The following is a 22,304-nucleotide window of genomic DNA, read 5'->3' as shown; positions in this document are numbered from 1 at the left end:
CTCATGTACTTCATGTATGAGGTGAGCGAATTATAGACCTGAAATTTACTTTGTCAATAAAAAATTACAGCTTTATTCAACTTGAATTTATTTTAGTTTTGCTAAATAATATTCTGTAGTTAAAAATTGTATTAAATAAAGGGATCAAAATGTCTGAAATGAATCAAGTTGGTAAAGTTTATGAACGTCCTTGGGGAACTTATCAAACAATTAATTTTACAGAAAAAAGTCAAACTAAAATCATCACAGTAAAGCCTAAAGGACAACTTTCTTTACAGAAACATTTTAAAAGAGCTGAGCATTGGGTTGTTGTAACAGGTAAGCCAACTATAACAGTTGATGATAGTGTTAAAGAATATAGTGTTGGTGAGCATATATTTATCCCTAAAGAGTCTGTACATAGACTAGAGAACTTTACAGATAGTGATATTCAAATTATTGAAGTTCAAGTAGGTGATTACCTTGGTGAAGATGATATCGTACGTTTAGAAGATATCTACAAGCGTGACTAATTTCTAAAAAAATACCAAAAAAAATATTTATTCTAGACTCCTTCATTTACAATAGTTATTGTATTTAAATTTTAATGATAGGAGTATCTCTATGGCGATAAAATCAAAGGCAGCTGTTGCATATAAGGCAGGTCAACCATTATCAGTTGAGATAGTTAATGTATCTTTACCTAAAGATAATGAGGTTTTAGTTGAGATTAAGGCTACTGGTATCTGCCATACAGATGCTTTTACTTTATCAGGAGCAGATCCGGAAGGGTTATTTCCAGCAATATTGGGACATGAAGGAGCAGGCGTTGTAGTTGAGGTTGGTAAAAATGTCACATCTGTAAAGCCAGGTGATCATGTAATAGCTCTTTATACGCCAGAATGTAGAGAATGTGAGTATTGTTTAAATCCAAAAACAAATCTGTGTCAGGCAATTCGAGAAACTCAAGGAAAAGGCTTAATGCCTGATGGCAGTTCAAGATTTACTACACAAAATGGTCAAGAGATATTTCATTATATGGGCTGCTCAACATTTTCAAACTATACAGTTTTACCAGAAATAGCAGTGGCTAAGATCCGTAAAGATGCTCCTTTAGATAAAGTTTGTTATATAGGTTGTGGTGTAACTACTGGTGTTGGTGCTGTTGTTAAAACTGCAAATGTTGAAGCTGGAGCTAGTGTTGTTGTATTTGGTCTTGGTGGGATTGGATTAAATGTAATCCAAGGAGCTAAGCTTGTAGGAGCTGGCCAGATAGTTGGTGTTGATATTAATAATGATAAAAAAGAGTTGGCAGAAAAATATGGTATGACAGACTTTGTTAATCCAAATGAGATAGATGAAGATCTTGTTCAGCATCTCATTCGTCTAACTGGAGGAGGTGCAGACTATAGTTTTGAGTGTATTGGTAATACAAAAGTTATGCGTCAGGCTCTAGAGTGTGCTCATAAAGGCTGGGGCCAAAGTGTGATAATAGGTGTCGCTGGAGTTGGTCAAGAAATTAGTACTAGACCATTTCAGCTTGTGACAGGGCGTACATGGAAAGGCTCGGCATTTGGTGGAATGCGTGGTAGAACAGATGTACCAATGATAGTTGATTGGTATATGGATGGCCGTATAGATATTGATAATCTTATTACTTCAAATATTAAAATAGAAGATATCAATAAAGGCTTTGAAAATATGCACAATAATATTAGAACAGTTGTTACTTTTTGATTATTTTTTAATGAAAATAGATAAATGAAAAAGATTATAATTTCAATATCTTTAGCAGTTTTTGCTTGTGAATGTGTTTTTGCTTCAACAAATTATGGTTTTTTATCTAAGGATAAGTTACCAAATAGTTATAAACTTTTGCCAGCGCCTCCAATTATGCAGTTAGATTCTGATGGTAAGAATTATCCAGCATTTGCTCAAGATAAAGCTATCTCACAAAAGCTTTTCGATGATGAGAATCAGGTTTATTTTAATGGTAAACCTATACCCAAAGAGAGGTTACAAGAAGCAATAGATGATAATAATAAAAGTACTGAATATTTTCTGAAAATATTTATAGATCCTATGGTGGGTATAAATGATGAAGATAAAAGGAAAATCAAAGAAGTTGTCAAAGATATAGTAACTAATGTTGTTTTGGATTCAGCTAATTCTACTGCAGCAGCAAAAGAAAAATATCACAGAGCACGACCATATTATTATGAGAAATCTAGCTGTGTTGGTGAAGATTCATCATCTAAGAAGCGAGAGTTATCATATCCATCTGGGCACTCTATTAGAGGTATAACAGTGGCAAGGGTTTTAGCAGAAATATTACCCAATAAATATAGAGAACAACTACTTCATAGAGGTATGGAGTATGGTGATAGTAGAGTGATTTGTGGAGATCATTGGCAAAGTGATATAGAAGCCTCAAGAGTGCTTTCTGGTTTTGTTATGAATGCTCTAGAACAAAATAATCAATATAAAGTAAGTGTCAAACAAGCTAAACAGAAAGTTAAGAAGATTCTTGATCAGAAATAAGATTGAAATAATCAGAAAAATTAAGTTATCTTTGGTTATAAGCTTTAATAGCCTTTTCAAGTAGATCTAAAGCTCTTCTAAGAGACTTTTCTTCTAAAATATATGCAATTCTGACTTCATCTTTACCAAGTCCTTTTGTAGCATAGAAATCTGCTGCTGGAGATACCATTACTGTTTCTTTGTTATCTTCAAAGTCAGTTAATAACCAAAGAGCAAATTTCTCAGCGTCATCAATTGGAAGTTTAGCAATTACATAAAAAGCACCTGTTGGTTTTTCACAAATGACATTCTCCATTTTAGAAAGAGCAGCATAAGTGATATCTCTTCTTTTTTGATATTCTTCATTTACTTCTTTTAGATAATCTTCAGATACTTCATAAAGAGCTGCTGAACCAATTTGCTCAAGAGTTGGTGAACATAATCTAGTTTGACAAAGTTTAGTTACCTGCTTAATAAAGTCGGTATTTTTTGAACAAAGAGAACCTATTCTAGCTCCACAAGCACTATAACGCTTAGATACTGAATCAACTATTATAACTCTGTCTTCAACACCTTTGATATTACCAAAAGAAGTACAAGTAAGCCCGTCATAAGTAAATTCACGGTAAACTTCATCACTTATAATAAATAGATCTTTCTCTTTAGCAACTTCAGCTAAAGTTTCAAGTTCTTCTTTAGTATAAACAACACCAGTTGGGTTGCCTGGATTAGAGATCATAATTGCGCGAGTTTTATCAGTTACGCATGCTAGGATTTCTTCTTTTGATGGTAAATGGAAACCTTCTTCAGCTTTTGTAGTAATAGGTTTAATAACAACATCAACAGCTGTAGTAAAGCCATTGTAGTTTGTATAGAAAGGTTCAGGTACAAGTATTTCTTCGCCAGCATTACAAGTTGCAATTGCTGCAAATATAAGCGCCTCAGATCCACCATTAGTGATTAGGATTTCATTTTCTGCAAAATCCATACCAAATCTTTTATAATATTTTGATATAGCTTTAATTAGGCTAGGCTCACCATTTGCTACTGAATAAGCAATAGTTTCTTTATCATAAGCTCTAATAGCATCCATGAACTCACGAGGAGTTTTAATATCTGGCTGGCCAATATTTAAGTGGTAAACTTTTCTACCTTCTTTTTCAGCTTGAATTGCATATGGTACTAACTTACGTACTGGAGAGGCTTGCATTGCCTGTACTCTTTTTGATAATTGCATTTTCGTTGATCCTATATTTTGGGTTTCACATTGTGAATTATAATATATTTTTATCTACTAAAGAAAGGCTAATAAATTATATTTGTTGACAAAACTTGTATAAAGCTAGACTAGGATATATATTAAGTATGTTCAATAAAAAAATAAAAGATCACTTATGTTGTTACATTTATCAATAAAAAACTTTGCGATTATAAAATCTACGGAAATTGATTTTAAAAATGGTATGACGGTCTTAACTGGTGAAACAGGGGCAGGTAAATCAATCTTACTTGATGCTTTAAGTTTTGTCCTTGGGGCAAGGCTTGAAAAGATATTCTTGCATGATGATCAAATTACTGAAGTATCGGCTACTTTTTGCATAAAAGATAACCAAAAAGCAAAGAGACTTCTTGATGAGCTTTTTATTGATTATGAAAATAATGAATGTACTTTTCGACGAGTTATCAATAAGTCAAAACAAAGTCGCTTATTCATAAATGGTAGTGTGGTTAAAGCAGCAGATGTGAAAAAAGTATCTGATAAATTAATCAATATTTATAGCCAAAACTCGCATCAGGATTTGTTAGATTCAAAGTTCCAACTAAGCTTATTAGATAGTTTTGCTAATAATGATGAATTATTAAGTAAAGTAGCAGAATCTTTTTATCAGTTACAAAAAGTAGATAGCCAAATAAAGGATCTACAAGAGTATATAGATGCTCAAAATAACCAAAGAGAATTGGCTGAGTATAAGTTAGAGGAGCTTGTAACTTTAGAGTTAGGGGAAAATGAGTTTGAAGAGCTATCACAAAGACATAAAAGCCTATCGAATGTTGATGATATTAGTTATAGCTTAAACCTTATATCTAGTCTAATGTATGATGAGGAAACAAATATTACAGCAATGTTAACTGAGCTTGAAAAAGAAGCATCAAAATTAGAAGGGGCTGATTTTAGTAACTTACAAGAGCTAATATCTCAGGCAAAAGTATATGCTCAAGAAGCTTATGAAGAGGCGCAAAATAAGTTAGATACTCTAGAGCAAGATCCAGAAGAGTTAGCAAAAGTAGAACAAAGAATGAGCCAGATATATGATTTTGCACGTAAACATAAAGTAGAACCTAATTATTTATATCAATATATTCAGGAGTTACAAACTGAGTTAGAGAGTTTTGTCTCTAATGATAAGCAATTAGAACAATTAAACGAACAAAAACAAAGCTTAGAAAAAGAATATAATAATTATGCTAATAAGCTTAGTGAAGTACGAAATAAAGCGGCACAAGAGTTTTCGAAGCAAGTAGAGAAAAATATTCGTTCTTTAAATATTCCTAAAGGTAGCTTTGTTGCTCAAGTTATAAAAACTGAATCAAATACATCAAAAGGATTTGATGATTGTCAGTTTATGATTAATTTTAATCTAGGCGAGCAACTTGCACCTGTCAAAAAAGTAGCATCAGGGGGAGAGCTAAGTAGAATAGGGCTGTCAATCCAAGCTGTTTCTGCTGAAAAAAGATCATATCCAACTTTAGTCTTTGATGAGGTTGATGTTGGTATATCTGGGGCGACTGCTGAAATAGTTGGTAAGCTTTTGAAAAAACTTTCTGAGAAACTACAAGTTCTATGTATCACACATCAACCTCAAGTAGCAGCTCAAGGGCAGATACATTTACATGTAAGTAAGAAGTACCTTAAAGATACAACAGAATCAAAGATTATAGAGTTAACTTATGATCAGCGTATCACAGAAATAGCTAAAATAGTGGGTGGGGTGGATATTTCAGAGAATACTCTAAAGCATGCGAAAGAACTCTTGAGATTGTGATTGTAAAAAAATACCTTGTTATGTTTTATGATTTATCTAAACAAAAGGTTGCTATTTTCGACTGTGGATCCTAGATATCATCCAAAAGAAGTGCATCTGTAACTTTTGTTGAAGTATGACTGTAGAAAATTCAAAAATTAGTGCTAGAAAATGGATGCTTAGTTCAGAATCCGTAGTATGACAGATTGTAGAGTATTTTGAAGTCTAAGCAGTAAAAGTGTTTCTACATTTATTAGGGACATTATGTGTGGTAATATCAGAAGCATTCTCATTATGAGAACAAGACCAGGCAATAGTGCTACCACTAACTACTCCAACAAGTCTTAGAGTATCGTTAGCGTTTGGAAAGATGGTTGAGTTACGAGTATTCATATTAATCTCAATAGTGGCTCCTGAAATAGTGCCATTGATAACTGAGATGCCTAGAGGAGTATCATAGCTTTGATTAGAAATATTTTTATTGTTATTAAGATCATTTGATATGTTTGCTTCTATACCAGCTATAACGCCAATTGCTTCAATCATTTCCACTCTTTCTCTATGATTGGAGTAGATTGGTATAGCAATAGCAGCTAGTATGGCGATAATAGCAATTACAACCATTAACTCAACTAGTGAGAATCCTTTTATATTTTTTTGTTTAGTTTTCATGGCATAGCTTCCTTGTATAATATTTAAATATATCTAAAAGAAAAATATTAAATAATTCTTTTAGTATATACAATTGTAAATGTAAAGGAGATTAATTCCAAGAAAACGATTATTAATAAGGTTTATTTGATAGTTAATAAACATCATTAATGATATCTTAGAATAGGAAAAGGAACTTAAAAAAATTAAAAGAAATAGTTAGAACTGATGTTTAAAGAATAATACTAAGATACTGTACAGTTATTTGGTGCTTGAGAAGAGCTTACTCCAGATATATTACAAGCCCAAGTAATTGCACCAGAAGCAACTGTTGGAGTTAAAGTTAAGCTAGCACCAGAAACAATACTAGAAACGTTACTATCAGTAATAACTCCATCCGCCACTGTTACTCCAGATGGTCTATTTGCGGCATCAACAGTAACACCTGAAGCGCTACCATTGTTGTTTGCGATTCCTTCAGCAATTTCTGTTTTTACACTACCAAGCTTAGATAGTTCTGCACCAAGATTCGCACGGGTTGTATAATTAGAATACATAGGTATAGCTACTGCTGCTAAGATAGCAATAATAGCGATTACAACCATTAACTCAACAAGTGAGAAACCCTTTTGAGTTTTTGTTTTTAAATTTTTCATGATATTTTCCTTATAGTTTATTTTCATATCGCTGACAACTCGGTTAATAAATTACCCTTATCATCAGGTAAGTTAAATTATAAAGATAAAAAAATAACATTCAAGATTTTTTTTAAAAGAAAATTATTAAAGTTACTTTAAATAGAACTAAAAAATGTATTGTGAAAATAAACCTATAAGGAATCTTTTGATGTGGTTATAGAATCTTTGCTATACTATACCTTATGAAAATAGTTTATAACTTAAAAAAATGAAATCAATCGTTAAAAATAATTTTGATCAATTAAAAGAATTTTTCAAGAAGCCTAAAGTTTTGGATGAGAAAATTCCTAAATATTTACAGTTAAAATATACTTTCATTCCTATAATGTTAGTTGTGATTTTTACATTTTATAATATTGATACTCCAGTTGAAGATTATATTAAGCATTCTATGCCACATATTATAGATACTATCTTCAGAGATATTACAAATGTTGGTAAGGCTGAGTATATTTTGATAATTTGTGTAGCTATCGTTTTGTTAAGATTGGTTTGTAATCCTGAGAAAATGTCAGAGAAAATAAAAATCCTTTTCAATAAGTTTTCAGTTTATGCGGGATTTATGATCGCGACAGTTGCTATTAGTGGTATTGTTGGACAAATATTAAAAATGATCATAGGTAGAGCACGTCCTAAATATTTTTTACAGTATGGCTCTCATTATTTTGAGCATTTTCATGCCCCAGGATATGATTTTGCAAGTATGCCATCAGGACATTCAATAACTGTAGCAGCAATGTTTTTAGCATTTTTGTATATGTTCCCAAGACTAAAATATATGTGGTATGTTCTAATAGTGATATTTGCGGGTAGTAGAATTATTATTGGCTCGCATTACCCGAGCGATGTTATATTTGGAGTAGCTATAGGACTGTATACTACAACATATATATATTATTGGATGAAGAATAGAAAAATGTTGTAAAATTAAATCTAAATTTATTCTATCTTTAGCTTGAAAAATAGTTTCAAAAAAATCTCAAAAGCTTATTCAAATTTGCTATTATATAGGACATAAATCTTAATTTTATCTCCTAATAAAAACAACTATGATTTTAATCGATGGAAAAGCTCTTTCTCTGAGTCTAAAAGAGAGATTATCACAACAAGTCAAAGAATATCGAGATAGTACTGGCATAACTCCAAAACTTGTGGCTATTATCGTCGGAGATGATCCGGCAAGTAAAACATATGTTGCATCTAAGGAGAAAGGATGTAAAAAAGTCGGTATTGATTCTGATGTAATTACACTCCCAGGAGCAACCTCAGAAGAAGAGTTATTAAATTTGATTCATAAGTTAAACAATGATGATAGTGTTAATGGGATTCTTGTGCAGCTTCCTTTACCAGCGCATATCGATAAGCAAAAAGTTATATATAATATTAAACCAGAGAAAGATGTCGATGGTTTTCATCCTACGAATGTTGGTAGACTTCAACTAAGAGATAAAAAATGTCTAGAGTCATGTACTCCTAAAGGTATAATGACGATGTTAAGAGAATATGGCATAAAAACAGAAGGTGCTTATGCTGTAGTTGTAGGGGCTAGTAATATTGTTGGTAAACCTGTATCACAGCTTTTATTAAATGCTAAAGCTACGGTAACAACTTGTCATAGATTTACTACAGACCTTAAATCGCATACAACTAAAGCTGATATATTGATTGTTGCGGTAGGTAAGCATAATTTTCTTACTGAAGATATGGTTAAACCAGGAGCTGTTGTAATTGATGTTGGAATAAACCATGTTGATGGCAAGATATGTGGCGATGTCGATTTTGATGCGGTAAAAGACAAGGTTTCTGCTATTACTCCAGTACCAGGAGGTGTTGGACCTATGACAATTACAGAGCTTTTATATAATACATTTCAATGTTGTAAAGAGCAAAATGAGAACTGATATTTATTAAATAGTGATAGTTTACTTGTTAACTTTTATCTTAGGTTAGCAGAGATGTGTAGTCGCTATAAAACATATGATTAAAAAGGAAAATAGAATGGCAAGCTTAAAGTATAAAGATGCTGGTGTAAATATCGAAGCTGGAAACCAAGCTGTAGAAAAAATGAAAGATCATGTGAAAAAGACTTTTACTAAAAATGTCTTGACAGGTTTAGGAAGCTTTGGTTCGTTGTACTCATTAAAAGACGTGATAAATAGCTATGATGATCCTGTTTTAGTTCAGTCTATTGATGGTGTTGGAACTAAGACAAAGGTCGCTGTTATGTGTGGCAAATTTGAGAACCTTGGCTATGATCTTTTTTCTGCTGCTACTAATGATATTGTTGTAATGGGAGCTAAACCAATTACTTTTTTAGATTATGTTGCTCACGATAAGTTAGATCCAGAAATCATGGAAGAGCTTGTCAAAGGGATGTCAAAAGCCTGTGCAGAATGTGGAGTATCTCTAGTAGGTGGAGAAACAGCAGAAATGCCTGGAGTATATCAAGCCGGTGAGATTGATATGGTAGGCGTGATTACAGGTGTTGTTGATAAGAATAATGTTATCAATGGTGAGAATATCAAAGAGGGAGATATTGTATTTGGATTAAGCTCATCAGGACTACATACAAATGGTTATTCTTTTGCTCGTAAATTGTTTTTTGATGTGGCTGGTAATAAGCATACAGATACATATCCAGAGCTAGAGGGTAAAACAATAGGTGATGTTTTACTTGAGCCACATATTAACTATACAAATATTATTCATGATTTTTTAGATAATGGAGTAGATATTAAGGGTATGGCACATATTACAGGTGGAGGATTTATTGAGAATATTCCACGTGTTTTACCAAAAGGTTTGGGTGCGGAAATATCTAAAGATAGTTTTATTACTCCCGCTATTTTTAAAGTAATGCAAAAGATAGGTCAGATTAGCGAATTTGAAATGTATAGATCATTTAATATGGGTATTGGTATGACTATTGTTGCTAGCCAAGATCAGTATAAAAAAATGCAAAAGTTAGCTGAAAAACATACTAATACAAAGTTATATCAAATAGGTAAAATTACAAACTCAGGTAAGGTGGAAGTTATTTAATGATTGATAAGAAAATCATCGCAAATAATATAAAAAATGTTTTAAAGTCAACGAATCTTGATATCAAGAACAAATATACTGGTAAAGTCAGAGATATGTACTTTACTGATGATAAAAGTATATTAATATCCACAGATAGGCAGTCTGCGTTTGATAGATCTTTAGGATTTATCCCTTTTAAAGGACAAATACTTGCTCAATCATCTGTTTGGTGGTTTAAAGAAACGGCACATATTGTTAAAAACCACTTTATAGCATCCCCAGATCCAAATGTTGTGATTGCAAGAAAAGCAAAAGTATTACCAATAGAATTTGTAGTTAGAGGCTATATAACAGGCTCAACATCAACGTCTTTATGGACTCATTATAAAAATGGTAGTCGTGATTATTGTGGTAATATTTTGCCAGAAGGTTTAGTTAAAAACCAAAAACTTCCACAAAACATCTTAACTCCAACTACCAAAGAGCAGGATCATGATCGTCCAATTTCAGCACAAGACATTGTCAAAGAAGGTTGGTTGACTCAAGAACAATGGAATTTTGCTTCACAAAAGGCATTAGAGCTTTTTGAATTTGGGCAACAAAAAGCGTTAGAGCATGGATTAATACTGGCTGATACTAAGTATGAGTTTGGTGTTGATGAGCAAACTGGCGAGATTATCCTTATAGATGAGATTCATACTCCTGATAGCTCAAGATTTTGGCTTAAGGATAGTTATGTTGAGAGATTTGAAAATGGTGCTGAGCCAGAAAATATTGACAAAGAATTTTTTAGACTTTGGTTTGCCAAAAATTGTGACCCATATAATGATAAAGTCTTACCTGAAGCACCAGAAGAGCTAGTCATTGAGTTATCTAAGAAATATATAACACTTTTTGAAATGATAACAGGCCAGAAATTTGAGCTGCCAAGAGACTTAGAAAATATAGAGAAGCGCATAGCTGAAAATGTTACAAATTATTTAAATACGGAGAAGCAAATGAATATTCTTTTAGTTGGCTCAGGTAGTAGAGAACATGCTATTGCAGAAGCTATTAAGAGAAGCTCTGTTGATAATAATCTTTTTTGTATTAGTGGAGCTGTAAATCCAGGTATTGATAAGATAGCGAAAGATTATAATATTGCTGATATCTGTGATTGTGATGCTGTTCTAAAATATGCAAAGTCTCAAAATATAAATATAGCTATAATTGGTCCAGAAGCTCCACTAGAAGCAGGATTAGCAGATACGTTGAAGGAGCAGGGAATTGGTGTTGTAGGGCCAACTAAGAAGTTAGCTCAATTAGAAACGTCTAAAGGTTTTACTAGAGATTTAATTCATGATTATAAAATTGGAGCAAATCCATTCTTTAAAAAATTTAATTCAATGGAAGGGGTTAAAGAAACTTTAAAAAAATACGAAAAACAATTTGTAATCAAGACAGATGGTCTTTGTGGCGGTAAGGGTGTACTTGTATGGGGAGATCATCTTCATAGTATGTCTGAGGCTGTTAAACATTGCCAATCATTGGTAGATGCAGGTAAAGAGTTTGTTATTGAGGAGAAATTGGTTGGTCAGGAGTTTTCTTTAATATCATTTACAGATGGTAAAAACTTTATCCATATGCCAGCAGTACAAGATCATAAGCGAGCTTATGAGGAGGATAAAGGACCAAATACTGGTGGTATGGGGACGTATTCTGATGCTAATCATAGTTTGCCATTTTTATCTGAAGAAGATATCCAAAAAGCTAAGGATATCAATGAAAAAGTTGTACAAGCATTATTTGAAAAATTTGGTGAGCCATATCAAGGTATTCTTTATGGTGGTTTTATGGCTACTAAAAATGATACTAAAGTTATTGAATATAATGCACGTTTCGGTGATCCTGAAGCGATGAATTTGCTTACTTTACTTGAGACTGATTTTGTTGAAATTATTAAAGTCATAACAGAAGGGACACTTGATAAAATAAAACCAAGTTTTAAAAATCAAGCTAGTGTATGTAAGTATCTAGTACCTTTGGGATATCCTAACCAATCTGTTAAAAATTTTGAAATTGATATTTCACAATGCCCTGATAATGTTGAGCTATTTCTTGGAGCTGTTGATTATAGGGATGGTAAATTAATTGGTACAGGATCAAGAGCAATTGCAGTACTTGGTTTAGGAGATACTATTTCAGAAGCAGAACAAAAGGCTGAAAATGCTGTAAAAAATATTTATGGTAAGTTGTACCATCGCCCAGATATTGGTACAAAGGGGCTTATTAATAAGCGTATAAGACATATGAATTTATTACGTGGTAATAAGTATCAGGAGTTATAAACTGTGGCTAAGTTAAAACTTGTAATATTAGGTTCAACTCGAGGCACTAATATGCAAGCTATAATTGATGCTATATCTGCAAAAGAAATAGATGCAAGTATCGACCTTGTTATTTCAAATAGGAAATCTGCATATATATTAGAAAGAGCTGAAAACTATAATATCCCAAATAAATTTATAAGTGCTAAAGGATTAGATCGAGAAGAGTACGATAAGATACTCGTTAATGAAATTCAGAAGCATAATCCCGATTTGATTCTGTTAATTGGTTTCATGCGTATTTTAAGTCCGACTTTTATAAATAGCTTTAAAGATAAAATTCTAAATATTCATCCTTCACTTTTACCTAAACATGCTGGACTAATGGATCTTGATGTTCATCAGTCTGTGATTAATGCTAATGATAGATATTCAGGTTGCACCATACATCAAGTGACTGAAGATGTTGATGGTGGAGATATTGTTTTACAGCTTAAGTGTGATATTAGTAATGGTGAAACTGCTGAAAGTCTAAAAACTAAGGTGCAGGTTCTAGAAAATAAAGCTTGGGTTGAAGTTATTAAAAACTGGAAAAAATAAAATAGTATGTCACTATAAAGCAGGTGGCTATAATGTGGAGATATAATCAATGAGTATAGATGTTGGTGTAATAATGGGCTCTAAATCTGATTGGAGCACAATGAAAGAATGCTGTGATATCTTAGATAGTTTAGGTATAAGCTATGAGTGTGAGGTTGTATCTGCACATAGAACTCCAGATAAAATGTTTAGCTATGCTGAAACTGCTAAACAAAGAGGTCTTAAAGTTATAATCGCTGGAGCAGGGGGGGCTGCACATCTTCCAGGTATGGTTGCTGCAAAAACTGATCTACCAGTATTAGGAGTTCCAGTTAAATCTAGTACATTAAGTGGCAAAGATAGCTTATTATCTATAGTGCAAATGCCAGCAGGAATTCCAGTTGCAACTTTTGCAATAGGTGTGGCAGGTAGTAAAAATGCAGCACTTTTTGCAGCGAGTATTTTACAACATACAAATCCTAAGATAGGACAAGCACTTGAGAAATTTAGAGTAGATCAAACTAAAGCTGTTTTAGAAAATCCAAATCCCAGAGAGCAGTAAGTATGAAAATTGGTATTATTGGAGCAGGTCAGCTTGCTAGAATGCTAAGTATTGCCGGCACACCCCTTGGACTAGAGTTTCATTGTTTAGGCAAGCTAGGTGATTGTGCCGAAGAAGTTGTGAAAAGTGTTACGGATATTGATTTAGACAGAGTTAATGATGTTGTAAATTGGGCTAAACAATTTGATGTGATAACTTTTGAAAATGAAAATATATCCCATGAGCTTATAAAAGCTGTTAATCATGAGGTAAATGTTTATCCATCTGCTAAAGCTATAGCAATTTCACAAGATCGTTTACTTGAGAAGTCTTTTATGCGTGATTATGGTATTGAGACGGCAAAATTTGTTAATATTGATAGTTTAGATAAGCTTGAAAGTGCTGTTAAAGAACATGGATTACCAGCAATAGTTAAAACACGTAGATTTGGTTATGATGGTAAAGGTCAATTTGTGATTAAGTCACAAGATGATATTGCCAAAGCTTGGAATGCTTTAAAAGATGCACCAGATGGTTTTATTTATGAGGCTTTTGTCGATTTTGATTATGAAGTGTCTCAAATATGTACAGCGGATATTAAGGGAAATGTTGCGTTTTATCCGTTAGCTAAAAATATCCATAAGCAAGGAATAATAGTTGAGTCAGAAGCACCTTTTGAAAATGATGTTTTACAAGCAAAAGCTCAGCAAATTGCAAAAACATTAGTTAAAGAATTTGGCTATGTTGGTACACTTGCCATAGAGTTTTTTGTTAAGGGTGATGAGTTAATTGTTAATGAAATAGCTCCTAGAGTGCATAATAGTGGTCATTGGAGTATAGATGGTGCAGTTACCTCACAATTTGAAAATCACGTAAGAGCTATAGCTGGATTAATTCTAGGTGATACTACAAGCAAAAAAACGGTGATGTTAAATTGTATAGGTGGTATGCCATCTACAAAAGATTTATCTGCTTTAGATAGAGTTAAAATCCATAATTATAATAAAGAGCCTAGAAAGGGGCGTAAGGTTGGACATTTAAACCTTAATCTTAATGATGAAACAGATGAGTATCAGCTTTTGCAGGCTAAAAAATTGATTGCTCTTTCTGAGGTGCTTTAATCAAAAGTTATCTCTCATAATTACATAGATACAATAGTCTATCTTAAGTTTATTTCTCTAATATATTTTAAAAACCTAATTGAAAGTATATTCTTTAGTAATTATGGAAAAATTTAGTATGAGTATGGATAATAAAGTTTTACTAGTTACTGGATCAAGTAGAGGTATTGGTGCTGCTACAGCAATTCAGGCAGCAAAAGAAGGGTATTCTGTATGTGTTAATTACTTAAATGATGAGGCTTCAGCTTTTAAAGTTAGAGACAAAATTTTAGAAATAGGTGCTAAGTGCATTGCTATAAAGGCGGATGTTTCTGATGAAAAAGAAGTTTCGGAGCTATTTAAAGCAATTGATAGTGAAATGGGAACTATTACTCATTTAGTAAATAATGTCGGTATTTTAAGAACTAAAATGCCATTAATGCAGATGAGTGGTGAGCGTATTAAAACAGTTGTTAATACAAATATTATGAGCCATTTTTATTGTTGTAAAGAAGCAATAGTTAGGATGTCTAAAGCTAACGGTGGTAAGGGAGGTTCTATAGTAAATGTTTCATCTGGTGCTTCAAGAAGTGGTTCGCCATTTGAGTATGTCGATTATGCGGCTTCTAAGGGAGCTATTGATACTCTAACAACTGGACTTGCTAAAGAAGTTGCTGCAGAGGGTATTCGTGTAAATTGTGTCAGACCTGGTTTTATCTATACTGATATACATGCTGATGGTGGTGAGCCTGATAGAGTTGATAGGATTGCTAAAACTCTACCGATGAATCGAGGAGGTAAACCTGAAGAGGTTGCTGAAGCAATCATATGGTTACTAAGTGATAAAGCTTCTTTTGTAACAGGTAGTTTTACAGATCTTTGTAGTGGTTTATAAGTTCTTTCATATTACTCCAAAAGCATTTTTTATCCAGTTAATATCATTCTCATTTATGGCAATCAAATCAAAACGACATTCATAATTTTCATAAGTAGGATTTTGCTGTAAGAAAATATTTGCTGCATTTATAAGTTTTTGTTGTTTGCTATAGGTAAGCATCTCTTCAGCTTTGGCAAATTTAGTTTTACTGCGGTATTTAACCTCAACAAAAATCAAAATATTTTTATCTAAAGCAATAATATCAATTTCACCATACGGCAGAGCCTTGAAGTTTTGGTCTATAATTTTCAAACCTTGAGAATTTAAAAACTTACAAGCCTGTAACTCTGCTTTGTTGCCAATTTTTGTTGTTTGCATATTTGTTTTATTATGAAAGTGATAATTGAAATCCTAAAACGAGTTCGGGATTACAAAAAATATAATTTATCTAATTCCGCTATGTCTAAGTAGTGCCTCTTCATTCGGCTTGCGACCCATAAATGCGATAAAATTATCCATAGCATCACGTGAAGAACCTTTTGAAATAATATTTTCAAGTAAGTCTTGGCCAACCTTCTCACTAAGAATTCCTTCTTGCTCAAAACGAGAGAAGACATCTGAAGATAGTATCTCTGCCCATTTATAGCTATAATATCCTGCTGCATACCCCCCAGCAAAAATATGTGAAAAACCATTTTGGAATTTATTATAGCTAGGAGTTTTTATTAGATTTATTTTTTCTCTTATATTATCCAACTCATTTTGAACATCTTCAACAGTAGTTAATTTTTTGTAGTGCATATTCATATCAAAAATAGCAAACTCAAGTTGCCTAACCATCATTAAAGCGGCATGAAATTCTCTTGTACCAACAAGTTTATCAATTTGCTTTTTAGTTAATATTTTACCGTCACGAGAACCTGATATTAACTCTAAGCCTTCTTCGCTCCAGCAGAAATTCTCCATAAATTGGCTTGGTAATTCAACAGCATCCCATTCAACACCATTTGTACCAGAAATTGATGGTATAGTAACTTGAGATAATATATGGTGTAAAGCATGACCAAACTCATGAAAAAGTGTTACAACATCGTTATGAGTTAAATTTGCGCCATCTTTTGAAGGAGGAAGAAAATTACAGTTAACATAAGCTACTGGCTTCTGTTTTTGAGAGTTTGATTTAATAAATGCTGTGCGCGATCCATCCATCCAAGCACCACCACGTTTATTATCTCTTGCAAAAAGATCACAAATTATGCTGCCAACATACTCATTGTTTTTATAAAAATCGAAAGTTTGCTGCTCATCTATATATTTAGCATATTCTGTATTTTCGCGTATTTCTAAGCCGTATATCTTATTAAGTATAGTAAATAATCCTTGTTGAACTTTTTCTAGAGGAAAATATTCTCTTAGTTCCTCTTCTGTAAAATCAAACTTAGCTTTTTTAAGTTTCTCAGAATAGTATGCTGTATCCCAGGGTTGTAATCCATCAACTAAGCCAGCATCTTCAGCAAATCTGCGTAATTCATTAAGATCTTTTTTTGCTTGTGGAGTGGATTTTTCTAAAAGATTGTTTAGAAGTTCTAAGACTTGCTCCGGAGTTTCAGCCATTTTTGTGAAAAGAGAATTTTCAGCATAGTTTTTAAAGCCTAAAATTTCTGATTTCTCAATACGTAAATTAAGTATTTGCTCGATTATTCCATCATTATCAAAACTTTTGTTATCTGCCTCTTTAGATGCTCTTGTACAGTATGCTTTATAGAATTTTTCTCTTAGAGATCTATTCTCTGCTTGTTGTAAAACTACAAGATATGTCGGGATATCAATACCAAGAGCATATTCATTACCTAGCTCTTTTTGTTTTGCTTTAGCTTTTGCAGCCTCAATAGTACTGCTTGATAAACCTTTAAGTTCTTTTTCATCACTTGTAGAATATATCCAGTCCATTGTTGCATCTAAAACATTATTTTCAAACTTTGAATTTAGTTGTGCTAACTCTTGAGAGATTTCTTGCAGGCGCTTTCTCTTAGCCTCATCGAGATTTACACCTGATTGTTCAAAACTAACTATAGCTTTACGTACTGCTTGAGCTTGCTCGTTATTAAGATCTTGTTTTTGAACTTGTTTATATAGGTTGTATAACTCTTTATTCTGACCTACTTTTGTATAAAATTCTGTAAGCTTAGCTATGGCATATTCATAACTTTCACGGAGCTCTTTAGAATTACAAACAGCATTCATATGCGAGATAGAAGAAAATGCCTGGGTAATTTTTTCATCATTCTCTTCTAAATTTAATAATGTACTCCAACTTGGATCCTTAGTTTTTAAAGCTTGTTTTAAATTTCTATCAGCGATCTCTAATAAAGAATCTATTGCAGGTTTTACTTCATCTACTTTAAATTGTGAAAGATTAGGTAAGTCAGTACTTTGAGTTATTGAGTTCATAATCACCTTAAAATATTGTTTAGATATAATATTGATAAGTTATAATTCTATATATGCTAACTATATTATTATAATTAAGGTTTTTTTACTATGATGACTTTACAAGAAGAAAAAATAACTGCCCCTGTTTTTTTTAAAGAATATATCAATGGTAAGTTCAGACTGAATATTGGTGAGTATGATTATCCTCTTATTTTATCCTCGACCGAGGTTCTTGATTATGAGGAGAAGATAGCAGAGGTTAAAGATATTCAGAAAAGTCATTTGCAACTTATCCTCAAGAGTAATCCAGAAATTGTAATAATTGGAACTGGTAAGACACAGGTTATACCACCTGTTGAGATAATAGGCGAGCTAGCTAAAAGAGGTAAAAGCATTGACTTTATGGCTAGTGATGTAGCATGCAAAACATATAACCTTTTAGTTAATGAAAATAGAAATGTCAGTTGTATAATTATTTAGCAAATAATTTGTGTGTTTTTTTTGATTATTGTTATAATATTAACTGGGTATTAAAAAATATAAAACTACTTTAAAGGAGTGTTGTTTATGAAAAATATACTAAAATTAAGTGCGATTTCTTTAGCTGTTATTGGTTTGGCTAGTTGCTCAACTCTAGGTTTTGATAGTAAAGATGCAAAAGACTCTCAAAGTCAGCAAACAGCTGATCAAGCTAAAACACAAGAAACAACTACTGTATCTGGTACAACTGCACCAACTGCTTCAATTAAACTTAAGAAAAATAGCCAAGATCAAATTGTTGCTAAAATATACACTACATATAATAATAACCCTCAAGGAAGTGTCAAATTACAATGGGAAGCTCCTAAGGGTACTAAGTGTTATGATACTAGTTTCCCAATTACTAAATATAGTGATAAGAAAGATAAGACTTGGGCTTCTGTTGAAATCAAGCAAGGTAAGACATATTGCCATGGTACATGGACAGCAAATGTTGTATTTGATAAAAATGTAATTGCTACTGATTCAATAACTGTTTAATTTTCTTAAAAAAAATCTATCATTATTTCTTTTAAACTCAAAAATGTTATTTATATATTTTTAATCAAGACTTTGGTATTATGTATTTAAAGTATTAATTTATTTGGTATTCAGAGATTTATGAAAAAAATTATATCAACCTCTTTGGTTTTTGTAGTAGCTGTTGTATTAACATCATGTGCTTCAGATGCACAAAAACAACTGCAACAACTACAGCAAACACAAACTCAGTTAAATCAAGATGCTTCACAAAACCTAGCTAATATAGAAGCTTATAAAGCGAAGATAGTAAGTTATAGACAAGAAGCGGATACTTTGCAGAAACAATCAAATGCAATGGTAACTGATATTAATGATTTGAAAGCAGCATATTCTCAATTCAAAGATCCAAATAATAGTAGTGCTATTGCAGTAAATAAAGAGCTTGTGCAAAAAACATTAGAAAAAGTACAGTTAGATGAAAAGATAAATAAATATAGATCCCAAGCTAACGAATATCAAACTAAAATTGATGATTTGAAAGTTACTTCACAGACTCAAGCAAATGAGTCTGCAAAAATATCTCAGCAAATTAATCAGTTAAAAACGATAAGTAAATAGTTTATATTTACTTTTATAATACCAATCTTCTTTACTTGCTTTAATCAAATGTTAGAATATAGTTTATATTAGATTGTATTTAAAATTTATGAAAAAAAGAATTTCTATTTGCTTGTTACTAGTGACTTGTTTTGCTGGTTTTTTAATTAGTAGTTGTGTTGATAAGAAGCAGGAATTGGCAAAACTTCAAAAGAATGATCAGCAGCTCAAAAGCCAAATGTATGCTATAAAACAAGAAGCTCAAGAAGCTGAACAAAAAGCAGAAAAATATGAGAGGTTAGTTGAGCAATATAAACTTCGAGTAGCAAAGCAGGATGAGGAACTTAAAAAGCTTAGAGAAACATATTCAGAATTAAGTAAGAAAAATAACTCCCAAGCGGAAGATGATGAAAAAGTTGTCCAAGACAAACTTATAAAAGCGGCACAGGATTCTATTCATTTACATAAGAGACTAAAACGATATCTAACTAAAGCAGAGATGTATAAAGAAAAATCTCAAAAATTAGAAGAGCAAGCTAAACAAAAAGAAAGTAGTATTGAGAAAACTGAAAGTCAGATCCAACAGCTAAAAAAAGAGATTAGTAATTAATAATAAAGATAAAATAAATAGGTGAAAGTTAATGAAGAAAATAGCACTTTGTATAATAGCTTTAGGTTTAGCAGGTTGTAGTGATACTTATCACTCGTTTAGTAAGTCCTATAGCTCATTTATTAGTGGACTGTATGGTAGTGATGATTCTGTAAAAGTTAATCCTGATGATCATTTAGATAATCCTGATCAAGATGGAGAAAACTTAGCTGTAGATAAACCAACGGCTACATTAAATCTAAAATATAAAGCTCAAACTCATGAAATTGATGCTAAAATTATTACAAATTGGAATGGAGCACCTCAGGGTACGATCTATTTAACATGGTCTGCTCCTAAAGATACTAAATGTTATAGTACTTCTTTCCCTATTACTAAATTTAAAGATACTCAAGACTATACAGTTGATAGTCAAAGTGTCCTTAGTGATGATAAAACTTGCCAAGGAAAGTGGACAGCAACAGTTGTTAATAAGTCAGATAATTCTACCTTAGCTGAAGGCTCTGTTTCAGTAAAATAAAGTCTTCTTTTCCAAGAATAAAATTTATATTTTTGCTAAACTATTACATTAATAAATACTTTTAGTTAAAAATAATATTTTATGAAGCAACTTTTTAAAAAAATAACATATAGTGATTGTATTTTTTATTTTTTAACGGCATCAATATTTTTTGTTTTTTTAATGCCATTTATGCATTATACATCATTAAATATAATGCCAATTTCGAGAGAGAAAGGTAAATATTTCAATGATATACGATCAGTAAATCTTTATCTATTTATAGATAGATATTATATATTTTACTATAGTCTTTGTATAGCAAGTATTGCAATTTTACTCAATAAGCAGTTATTATCAAAAATAGTAGAGTTATTTAAAAGCTTTTCAAAAATAGCTCAATATGCAATCGTTATATTTTTTGTATTTGGAATTATCTCATCGGCTTTTGCGATTTCACCATCAATAGCCTTTAAAGGTGTTGCAGTGACATTTTTGCAGTTCTTTTGTGTGTTATTTATAGCGACTTACGTTAGCAACAATATTAAAAGTATACAGGTATTTTTCACAATTATATTATTATCATTGATATTTTTTGGAGGAGCACTATTTTTACAATTATCTTTAGCTAATTACTCAGTTTATGGAACAGCTATAGCTGGAAATATACAAAAAGTTTTACTGTATATGTATAACTGTTTAAATCCTCGCTTCTTAGATAATTACTTTAGTTGGTTCTTACCTCTTTTACTTTTACCATGGTTTGTTAATTTAAGGCCTATATATAAGATTGGGGCATTTATCGCTCTAACTCTTTCTTGGTTTATATTAATTAATCATGCATTTAGAACAATATTTGCCGAGTATATTATTATATTGCCATTACTTTTTATTTTTGCGCGTCAGTACTTTAAGTTGGCCTTTGCTCTAATAATATCAGCATTGATTTGTGGTTATTTACTTGATCTTTTTTATACTAATTTTATTATGTCTACAGTACATTCTGGAGTGGTTTCAACAGAAGATCTTTTAAGAACTGGTGCGAGTGGTAGGATCCCTTTATGGAATGAAGCTTTTTGGGTTGGAATCGATCATCCTTTAACAGGTATCGGTCAATGGAATTATATAGCGGTTACAAAATATCAACAACATGGTTATCCTCATAATTTATTGCTTGAAATATGGTCACAGTGGGGTATTCCAGCATTTATGGCAGCAGCGACAGTTATTATCACAAGTGGTAAGAATTTATTCAAAAATAGAGTGGAAATATGCTCAAACCCTTACCATTGTATATTTATAATGATGCTAACAGCTGGCATGATAGATGGCATGCTAAATGCGATGTTTAAGACATCTTTAGGATTGTTCGGTTGTGTCTTTGTATTTGGTTTTTGTTTATCAATATTTGCCAATAAGGTAAAGGTACAAACAGTTGATAATATAAATATATCAAAGATTAGCTACTTAATAATTATTCTAACTGTAGTTGCTAGTTTATTCTGTATAGTTATTTTACCTATTATTTTTCCACCAATGTGGATTTAGTGTTCCTAAATAAATATACTATAAGGGTTTATGAATTTAGTGATTAAGTCTTTTACACTATAGTTTTTTATAATTTGAAATTTGTTTAGTCGCCATACTTTTAGTATCTCCAATTTTTTCCTAAAAATAATTTTAATAAATAAGCTAAACTAAATATTACATGAGACAGAATTTAGTATAAAATATAATGCAACCCCTAAGATCTTTTTTGAAGTATACCGTTGTGTTGATGATATCTCTTAAAGACTGTTGAATTAATATCCCAAATTGTTAGATATATTTTGTAAAATACAGATGTTACAGATATTAGTATTTTA

At 31.8% G+C, this 22,304-nt stretch carries 23 protein-coding genes; 18 read left to right on the top strand and 5 right to left on the bottom strand.

The annotated features are described in order from the left end of the window. Positions 1 to 149: 149 nt before the first annotated feature. The 3 genes from R8535_RS01985 to R8535_RS01975 all read left to right on the top strand — a co-directional run bounded on the left by R8535_RS01985 (position 150) and on the right by R8535_RS01975 (position 2,520). Positions 150 to 512 (top strand): phosphomannose isomerase type II C-terminal cupin domain, encoded by a 363-nt coding sequence (locus tag R8535_RS01985; RefSeq protein WP_329496134.1) that lies wholly within the window; start codon positions 150 to 152, stop codon positions 510 to 512. A 91-nt stretch (positions 513 to 603) separates the two neighbouring features. Further along, on the top strand, positions 604 to 1,716 hold the full coding sequence (locus R8535_RS01980; protein WP_329496136.1) for an S-(hydroxymethyl)glutathione dehydrogenase/class III alcohol dehydrogenase: 1,113 nt from the start codon (positions 604 to 606) through the stop codon (positions 1,714 to 1,716). Between the two features lie 24 nt (positions 1,717 to 1,740). After that, positions 1,741 to 2,520 carry a phosphatase PAP2 family protein gene (locus tag R8535_RS01975; protein ID WP_329496138.1) on the top strand — a complete coding sequence of 260 codons (780 nt, stop codon included), beginning with the start codon at positions 1,741 to 1,743 and terminating at the stop codon, positions 2,518 to 2,520. 25 nt (positions 2,521 to 2,545) lie between these two features. Here R8535_RS01975 and R8535_RS01970 read toward each other — a convergent pair whose 3' ends face one another. Next, complete coding sequence (locus R8535_RS01970) at positions 2,546 to 3,736, bottom strand: pyridoxal phosphate-dependent aminotransferase (protein ID WP_329496140.1); 1,191 nt, start codon at positions 3,734 to 3,736, stop codon at positions 2,546 to 2,548. 157 nt (positions 3,737 to 3,893) lie between these two features. Between R8535_RS01970 and recN the strand changes: the two genes are divergently transcribed. Further along, entirely contained in the window at positions 3,894 to 5,543 is a 1,650-nt protein-coding gene (gene recN, locus R8535_RS01965) for a DNA repair protein RecN (RefSeq protein WP_329496142.1), read from the top strand. A gap of 204 nt (positions 5,544 to 5,747) precedes the next feature. Here recN and R8535_RS01960 read toward each other — a convergent pair whose 3' ends face one another. Both R8535_RS01960 and R8535_RS01955 read right to left on the bottom strand, forming a co-directional pair. Further along, on the bottom strand, positions 5,748 to 6,194 hold the full coding sequence (locus R8535_RS01960; RefSeq protein WP_329496144.1) for a prepilin-type N-terminal cleavage/methylation domain-containing protein: 447 nt from the start codon (positions 6,192 to 6,194) through the stop codon (positions 5,748 to 5,750). A gap of 224 nt (positions 6,195 to 6,418) precedes the next feature. Further along, entirely contained in the window at positions 6,419 to 6,829 is a 411-nt protein-coding gene (locus R8535_RS01955; RefSeq protein WP_329496146.1) for a pilin, read from the bottom strand. Between the two features lie 250 nt (positions 6,830 to 7,079). Here R8535_RS01955 and lpxE point away from each other — a divergent pair, with 250 nt between their 5' ends. The 8 genes from lpxE to R8535_RS01915 all read left to right on the top strand — a co-directional run bounded on the left by lpxE (position 7,080) and on the right by R8535_RS01915 (position 15,316). Next, positions 7,080 to 7,796 carry a lipid A 1-phosphatase LpxE gene (lpxE, locus tag R8535_RS01950; RefSeq protein WP_329496148.1) on the top strand — a complete coding sequence of 239 codons (717 nt, stop codon included), beginning with the start codon at positions 7,080 to 7,082 and terminating at the stop codon, positions 7,794 to 7,796. A 124-nt stretch (positions 7,797 to 7,920) separates the two neighbouring features. Continuing rightward, a complete protein-coding gene (gene folD, locus R8535_RS01945) occupies positions 7,921 to 8,772 on the top strand; it encodes a bifunctional methylenetetrahydrofolate dehydrogenase/methenyltetrahydrofolate cyclohydrolase FolD (protein WP_329496150.1) in 852 nt (283 codons plus the stop codon). A gap of 97 nt (positions 8,773 to 8,869) precedes the next feature. Continuing rightward, positions 8,870 to 9,913: a phosphoribosylformylglycinamidine cyclo-ligase gene (gene purM, locus R8535_RS01940; protein WP_329496152.1), complete on the top strand. Its 1,044-nt coding sequence runs from the start codon at positions 8,870 to 8,872 to the stop codon at positions 9,911 to 9,913. Then, on the top strand, positions 9,913 to 12,222 hold the full coding sequence (locus R8535_RS01935) for a phosphoribosylaminoimidazolesuccinocarboxamide synthase (protein ID WP_329496154.1): 2,310 nt from the start codon (positions 9,913 to 9,915) through the stop codon (positions 12,220 to 12,222). The genes purM and R8535_RS01935 overlap by 1 nt, the downstream gene beginning before the upstream one ends. Positions 12,223 to 12,225: 3 nt before the next feature. Further along, positions 12,226 to 12,801, top strand: coding sequence for a phosphoribosylglycinamide formyltransferase (gene purN, locus R8535_RS01930; RefSeq protein ID WP_329496156.1), 576 nt, complete (start codon positions 12,226 to 12,228; stop codon positions 12,799 to 12,801). A 49-nt stretch (positions 12,802 to 12,850) separates the two neighbouring features. Next, positions 12,851 to 13,342, top strand: coding sequence for a 5-(carboxyamino)imidazole ribonucleotide mutase (purE, locus tag R8535_RS01925; protein ID WP_329496158.1), 492 nt, complete (start codon positions 12,851 to 12,853; stop codon positions 13,340 to 13,342). A gap of 2 nt (positions 13,343 to 13,344) precedes the next feature. Then, positions 13,345 to 14,442: a 5-(carboxyamino)imidazole ribonucleotide synthase gene (locus tag R8535_RS01920; protein WP_329496160.1), complete on the top strand. Its 1,098-nt coding sequence runs from the start codon at positions 13,345 to 13,347 to the stop codon at positions 14,440 to 14,442. A 103-nt stretch (positions 14,443 to 14,545) separates the two neighbouring features. Beyond that, entirely contained in the window at positions 14,546 to 15,316 is a 771-nt protein-coding gene (locus tag R8535_RS01915; RefSeq protein ID WP_442902155.1) for an SDR family oxidoreductase, read from the top strand. 6 nt (positions 15,317 to 15,322) lie between these two features. Here the strand turns inward: R8535_RS01915 and R8535_RS01910 are convergent, their stop codons facing one another. Together R8535_RS01910 and R8535_RS01905 are read right to left on the bottom strand one after the other, a co-directional pair. Then, complete coding sequence (locus R8535_RS01910) at positions 15,323 to 15,676, bottom strand: YraN family protein (protein ID WP_329496162.1); 354 nt, start codon at positions 15,674 to 15,676, stop codon at positions 15,323 to 15,325. Positions 15,677 to 15,742: 66 nt separating this feature from the next. Further along, the gene (locus R8535_RS01905; protein ID WP_329496164.1) at positions 15,743 to 17,749 is read right to left on the bottom strand and encodes a M3 family metallopeptidase; all 2,007 of its coding nucleotides are present in this window, start codon (positions 17,747 to 17,749) and stop codon (positions 15,743 to 15,745) included. A 90-nt stretch (positions 17,750 to 17,839) separates the two neighbouring features. On the opposite strand from R8535_RS01905, the gene R8535_RS01900 reads away from it, so the two are divergent. From R8535_RS01900 to R8535_RS01875, 6 genes are all read left to right on the top strand, one after another. Further along, positions 17,840 to 18,211 (top strand): Mth938-like domain-containing protein, encoded by a 372-nt coding sequence (locus R8535_RS01900; protein ID WP_329496166.1) that lies wholly within the window; start codon positions 17,840 to 17,842, stop codon positions 18,209 to 18,211. Between the two features lie 87 nt (positions 18,212 to 18,298). After that, entirely contained in the window at positions 18,299 to 18,751 is a 453-nt protein-coding gene (locus R8535_RS01895; RefSeq protein ID WP_329496168.1) for a TUL4 family lipoprotein, read from the top strand. A 120-nt stretch (positions 18,752 to 18,871) separates the two neighbouring features. Continuing rightward, entirely contained in the window at positions 18,872 to 19,351 is a 480-nt protein-coding gene (locus tag R8535_RS01890; RefSeq protein ID WP_329496170.1) for a hypothetical protein, read from the top strand. Positions 19,352 to 19,439: 88 nt separating this feature from the next. Beyond that, a complete protein-coding gene (locus R8535_RS01885) occupies positions 19,440 to 19,940 on the top strand; it encodes a hypothetical protein (protein ID WP_329496172.1) in 501 nt (166 codons plus the stop codon). 31 nt (positions 19,941 to 19,971) lie between these two features. Further along, positions 19,972 to 20,460 carry a TUL4 family lipoprotein gene (locus R8535_RS01880; protein WP_329496174.1) on the top strand — a complete coding sequence of 163 codons (489 nt, stop codon included), beginning with the start codon at positions 19,972 to 19,974 and terminating at the stop codon, positions 20,458 to 20,460. Between the two features lie 81 nt (positions 20,461 to 20,541). Continuing rightward, positions 20,542 to 21,987, top strand: a complete 1,446-nt coding sequence (locus R8535_RS01875) for an O-antigen ligase family protein (protein WP_329496176.1) — start codon at positions 20,542 to 20,544, stop codon at positions 21,985 to 21,987. The last annotated feature ends 317 nt before the right edge of the window (positions 21,988 to 22,304 follow it).

This window comes from Francisella sp. 19S2-4 (assembly GCF_036281795.1).
In the GTDB taxonomy this organism is placed as follows: domain Bacteria; phylum Pseudomonadota; class Gammaproteobacteria; order Francisellales; family Francisellaceae; genus Francisella.
The sequence above is the reverse complement of the archived record's forward strand: the minus strand, read 5'-3'. Positions and strand labels throughout refer to the sequence as shown.

Excerpts from the sequence above, each read along its gene's own strand:
- R8535_RS01985 (WP_329496134.1), top strand. The coding sequence starts at position 150 with ATGTCTGAAATGAATCAAGTTGGTAAAGTTTATGAACGTCCTTGGGGA.
- R8535_RS01980 (WP_329496136.1), top strand. The coding sequence starts at position 604 with ATGGCGATAAAATCAAAGGCAGCTGTTGCATATAAGGCAGGTCAACCA.
- R8535_RS01975 (WP_329496138.1), top strand. The coding sequence starts at position 1,741 with ATGAAAAAGATTATAATTTCAATATCTTTAGCAGTTTTTGCTTGTGAA.
- R8535_RS01970 (WP_329496140.1), bottom strand. The coding sequence starts at position 3,736 with ATGCAATTATCAAAAAGAGTACAGGCAATGCAAGCCTCTCCAGTACGT.
- recN (WP_329496142.1), top strand. The coding sequence starts at position 3,894 with ATGTTGTTACATTTATCAATAAAAAACTTTGCGATTATAAAATCTACG.
- R8535_RS01960 (WP_329496144.1), bottom strand. The coding sequence starts at position 6,194 with ATGAAAACTAAACAAAAAAATATAAAAGGATTCTCACTAGTTGAGTTA.
- R8535_RS01955 (WP_329496146.1), bottom strand. The coding sequence starts at position 6,829 with ATGAAAAATTTAAAAACAAAAACTCAAAAGGGTTTCTCACTTGTTGAG.
- lpxE (WP_329496148.1), top strand. The coding sequence starts at position 7,080 with ATGAAATCAATCGTTAAAAATAATTTTGATCAATTAAAAGAATTTTTC.
- folD (WP_329496150.1), top strand. The coding sequence starts at position 7,921 with ATGATTTTAATCGATGGAAAAGCTCTTTCTCTGAGTCTAAAAGAGAGA.
- purM (WP_329496152.1), top strand. The coding sequence starts at position 8,870 with ATGGCAAGCTTAAAGTATAAAGATGCTGGTGTAAATATCGAAGCTGGA.
- R8535_RS01935 (WP_329496154.1), top strand. The coding sequence starts at position 9,913 with ATGATTGATAAGAAAATCATCGCAAATAATATAAAAAATGTTTTAAAG.
- purE (WP_329496158.1), top strand. The coding sequence starts at position 12,851 with ATGAGTATAGATGTTGGTGTAATAATGGGCTCTAAATCTGATTGGAGC.
- R8535_RS01920 (WP_329496160.1), top strand. The coding sequence starts at position 13,345 with ATGAAAATTGGTATTATTGGAGCAGGTCAGCTTGCTAGAATGCTAAGT.
- R8535_RS01915 (WP_442902155.1), top strand. The coding sequence starts at position 14,546 with ATGGAAAAATTTAGTATGAGTATGGATAATAAAGTTTTACTAGTTACT.
- R8535_RS01910 (WP_329496162.1), bottom strand. The coding sequence starts at position 15,676 with ATGCAAACAACAAAAATTGGCAACAAAGCAGAGTTACAGGCTTGTAAG.
- R8535_RS01905 (WP_329496164.1), bottom strand. The coding sequence starts at position 17,749 with ATGAACTCAATAACTCAAAGTACTGACTTACCTAATCTTTCACAATTT.
- R8535_RS01900 (WP_329496166.1), top strand. The coding sequence starts at position 17,840 with ATGATGACTTTACAAGAAGAAAAAATAACTGCCCCTGTTTTTTTTAAA.
- R8535_RS01895 (WP_329496168.1), top strand. The coding sequence starts at position 18,299 with ATGAAAAATATACTAAAATTAAGTGCGATTTCTTTAGCTGTTATTGGT.
- R8535_RS01890 (WP_329496170.1), top strand. The coding sequence starts at position 18,872 with ATGAAAAAAATTATATCAACCTCTTTGGTTTTTGTAGTAGCTGTTGTA.
- R8535_RS01885 (WP_329496172.1), top strand. The coding sequence starts at position 19,440 with ATGAAAAAAAGAATTTCTATTTGCTTGTTACTAGTGACTTGTTTTGCT.
- R8535_RS01880 (WP_329496174.1), top strand. The coding sequence starts at position 19,972 with ATGAAGAAAATAGCACTTTGTATAATAGCTTTAGGTTTAGCAGGTTGT.
- R8535_RS01875 (WP_329496176.1), top strand. The coding sequence starts at position 20,542 with ATGAAGCAACTTTTTAAAAAAATAACATATAGTGATTGTATTTTTTAT.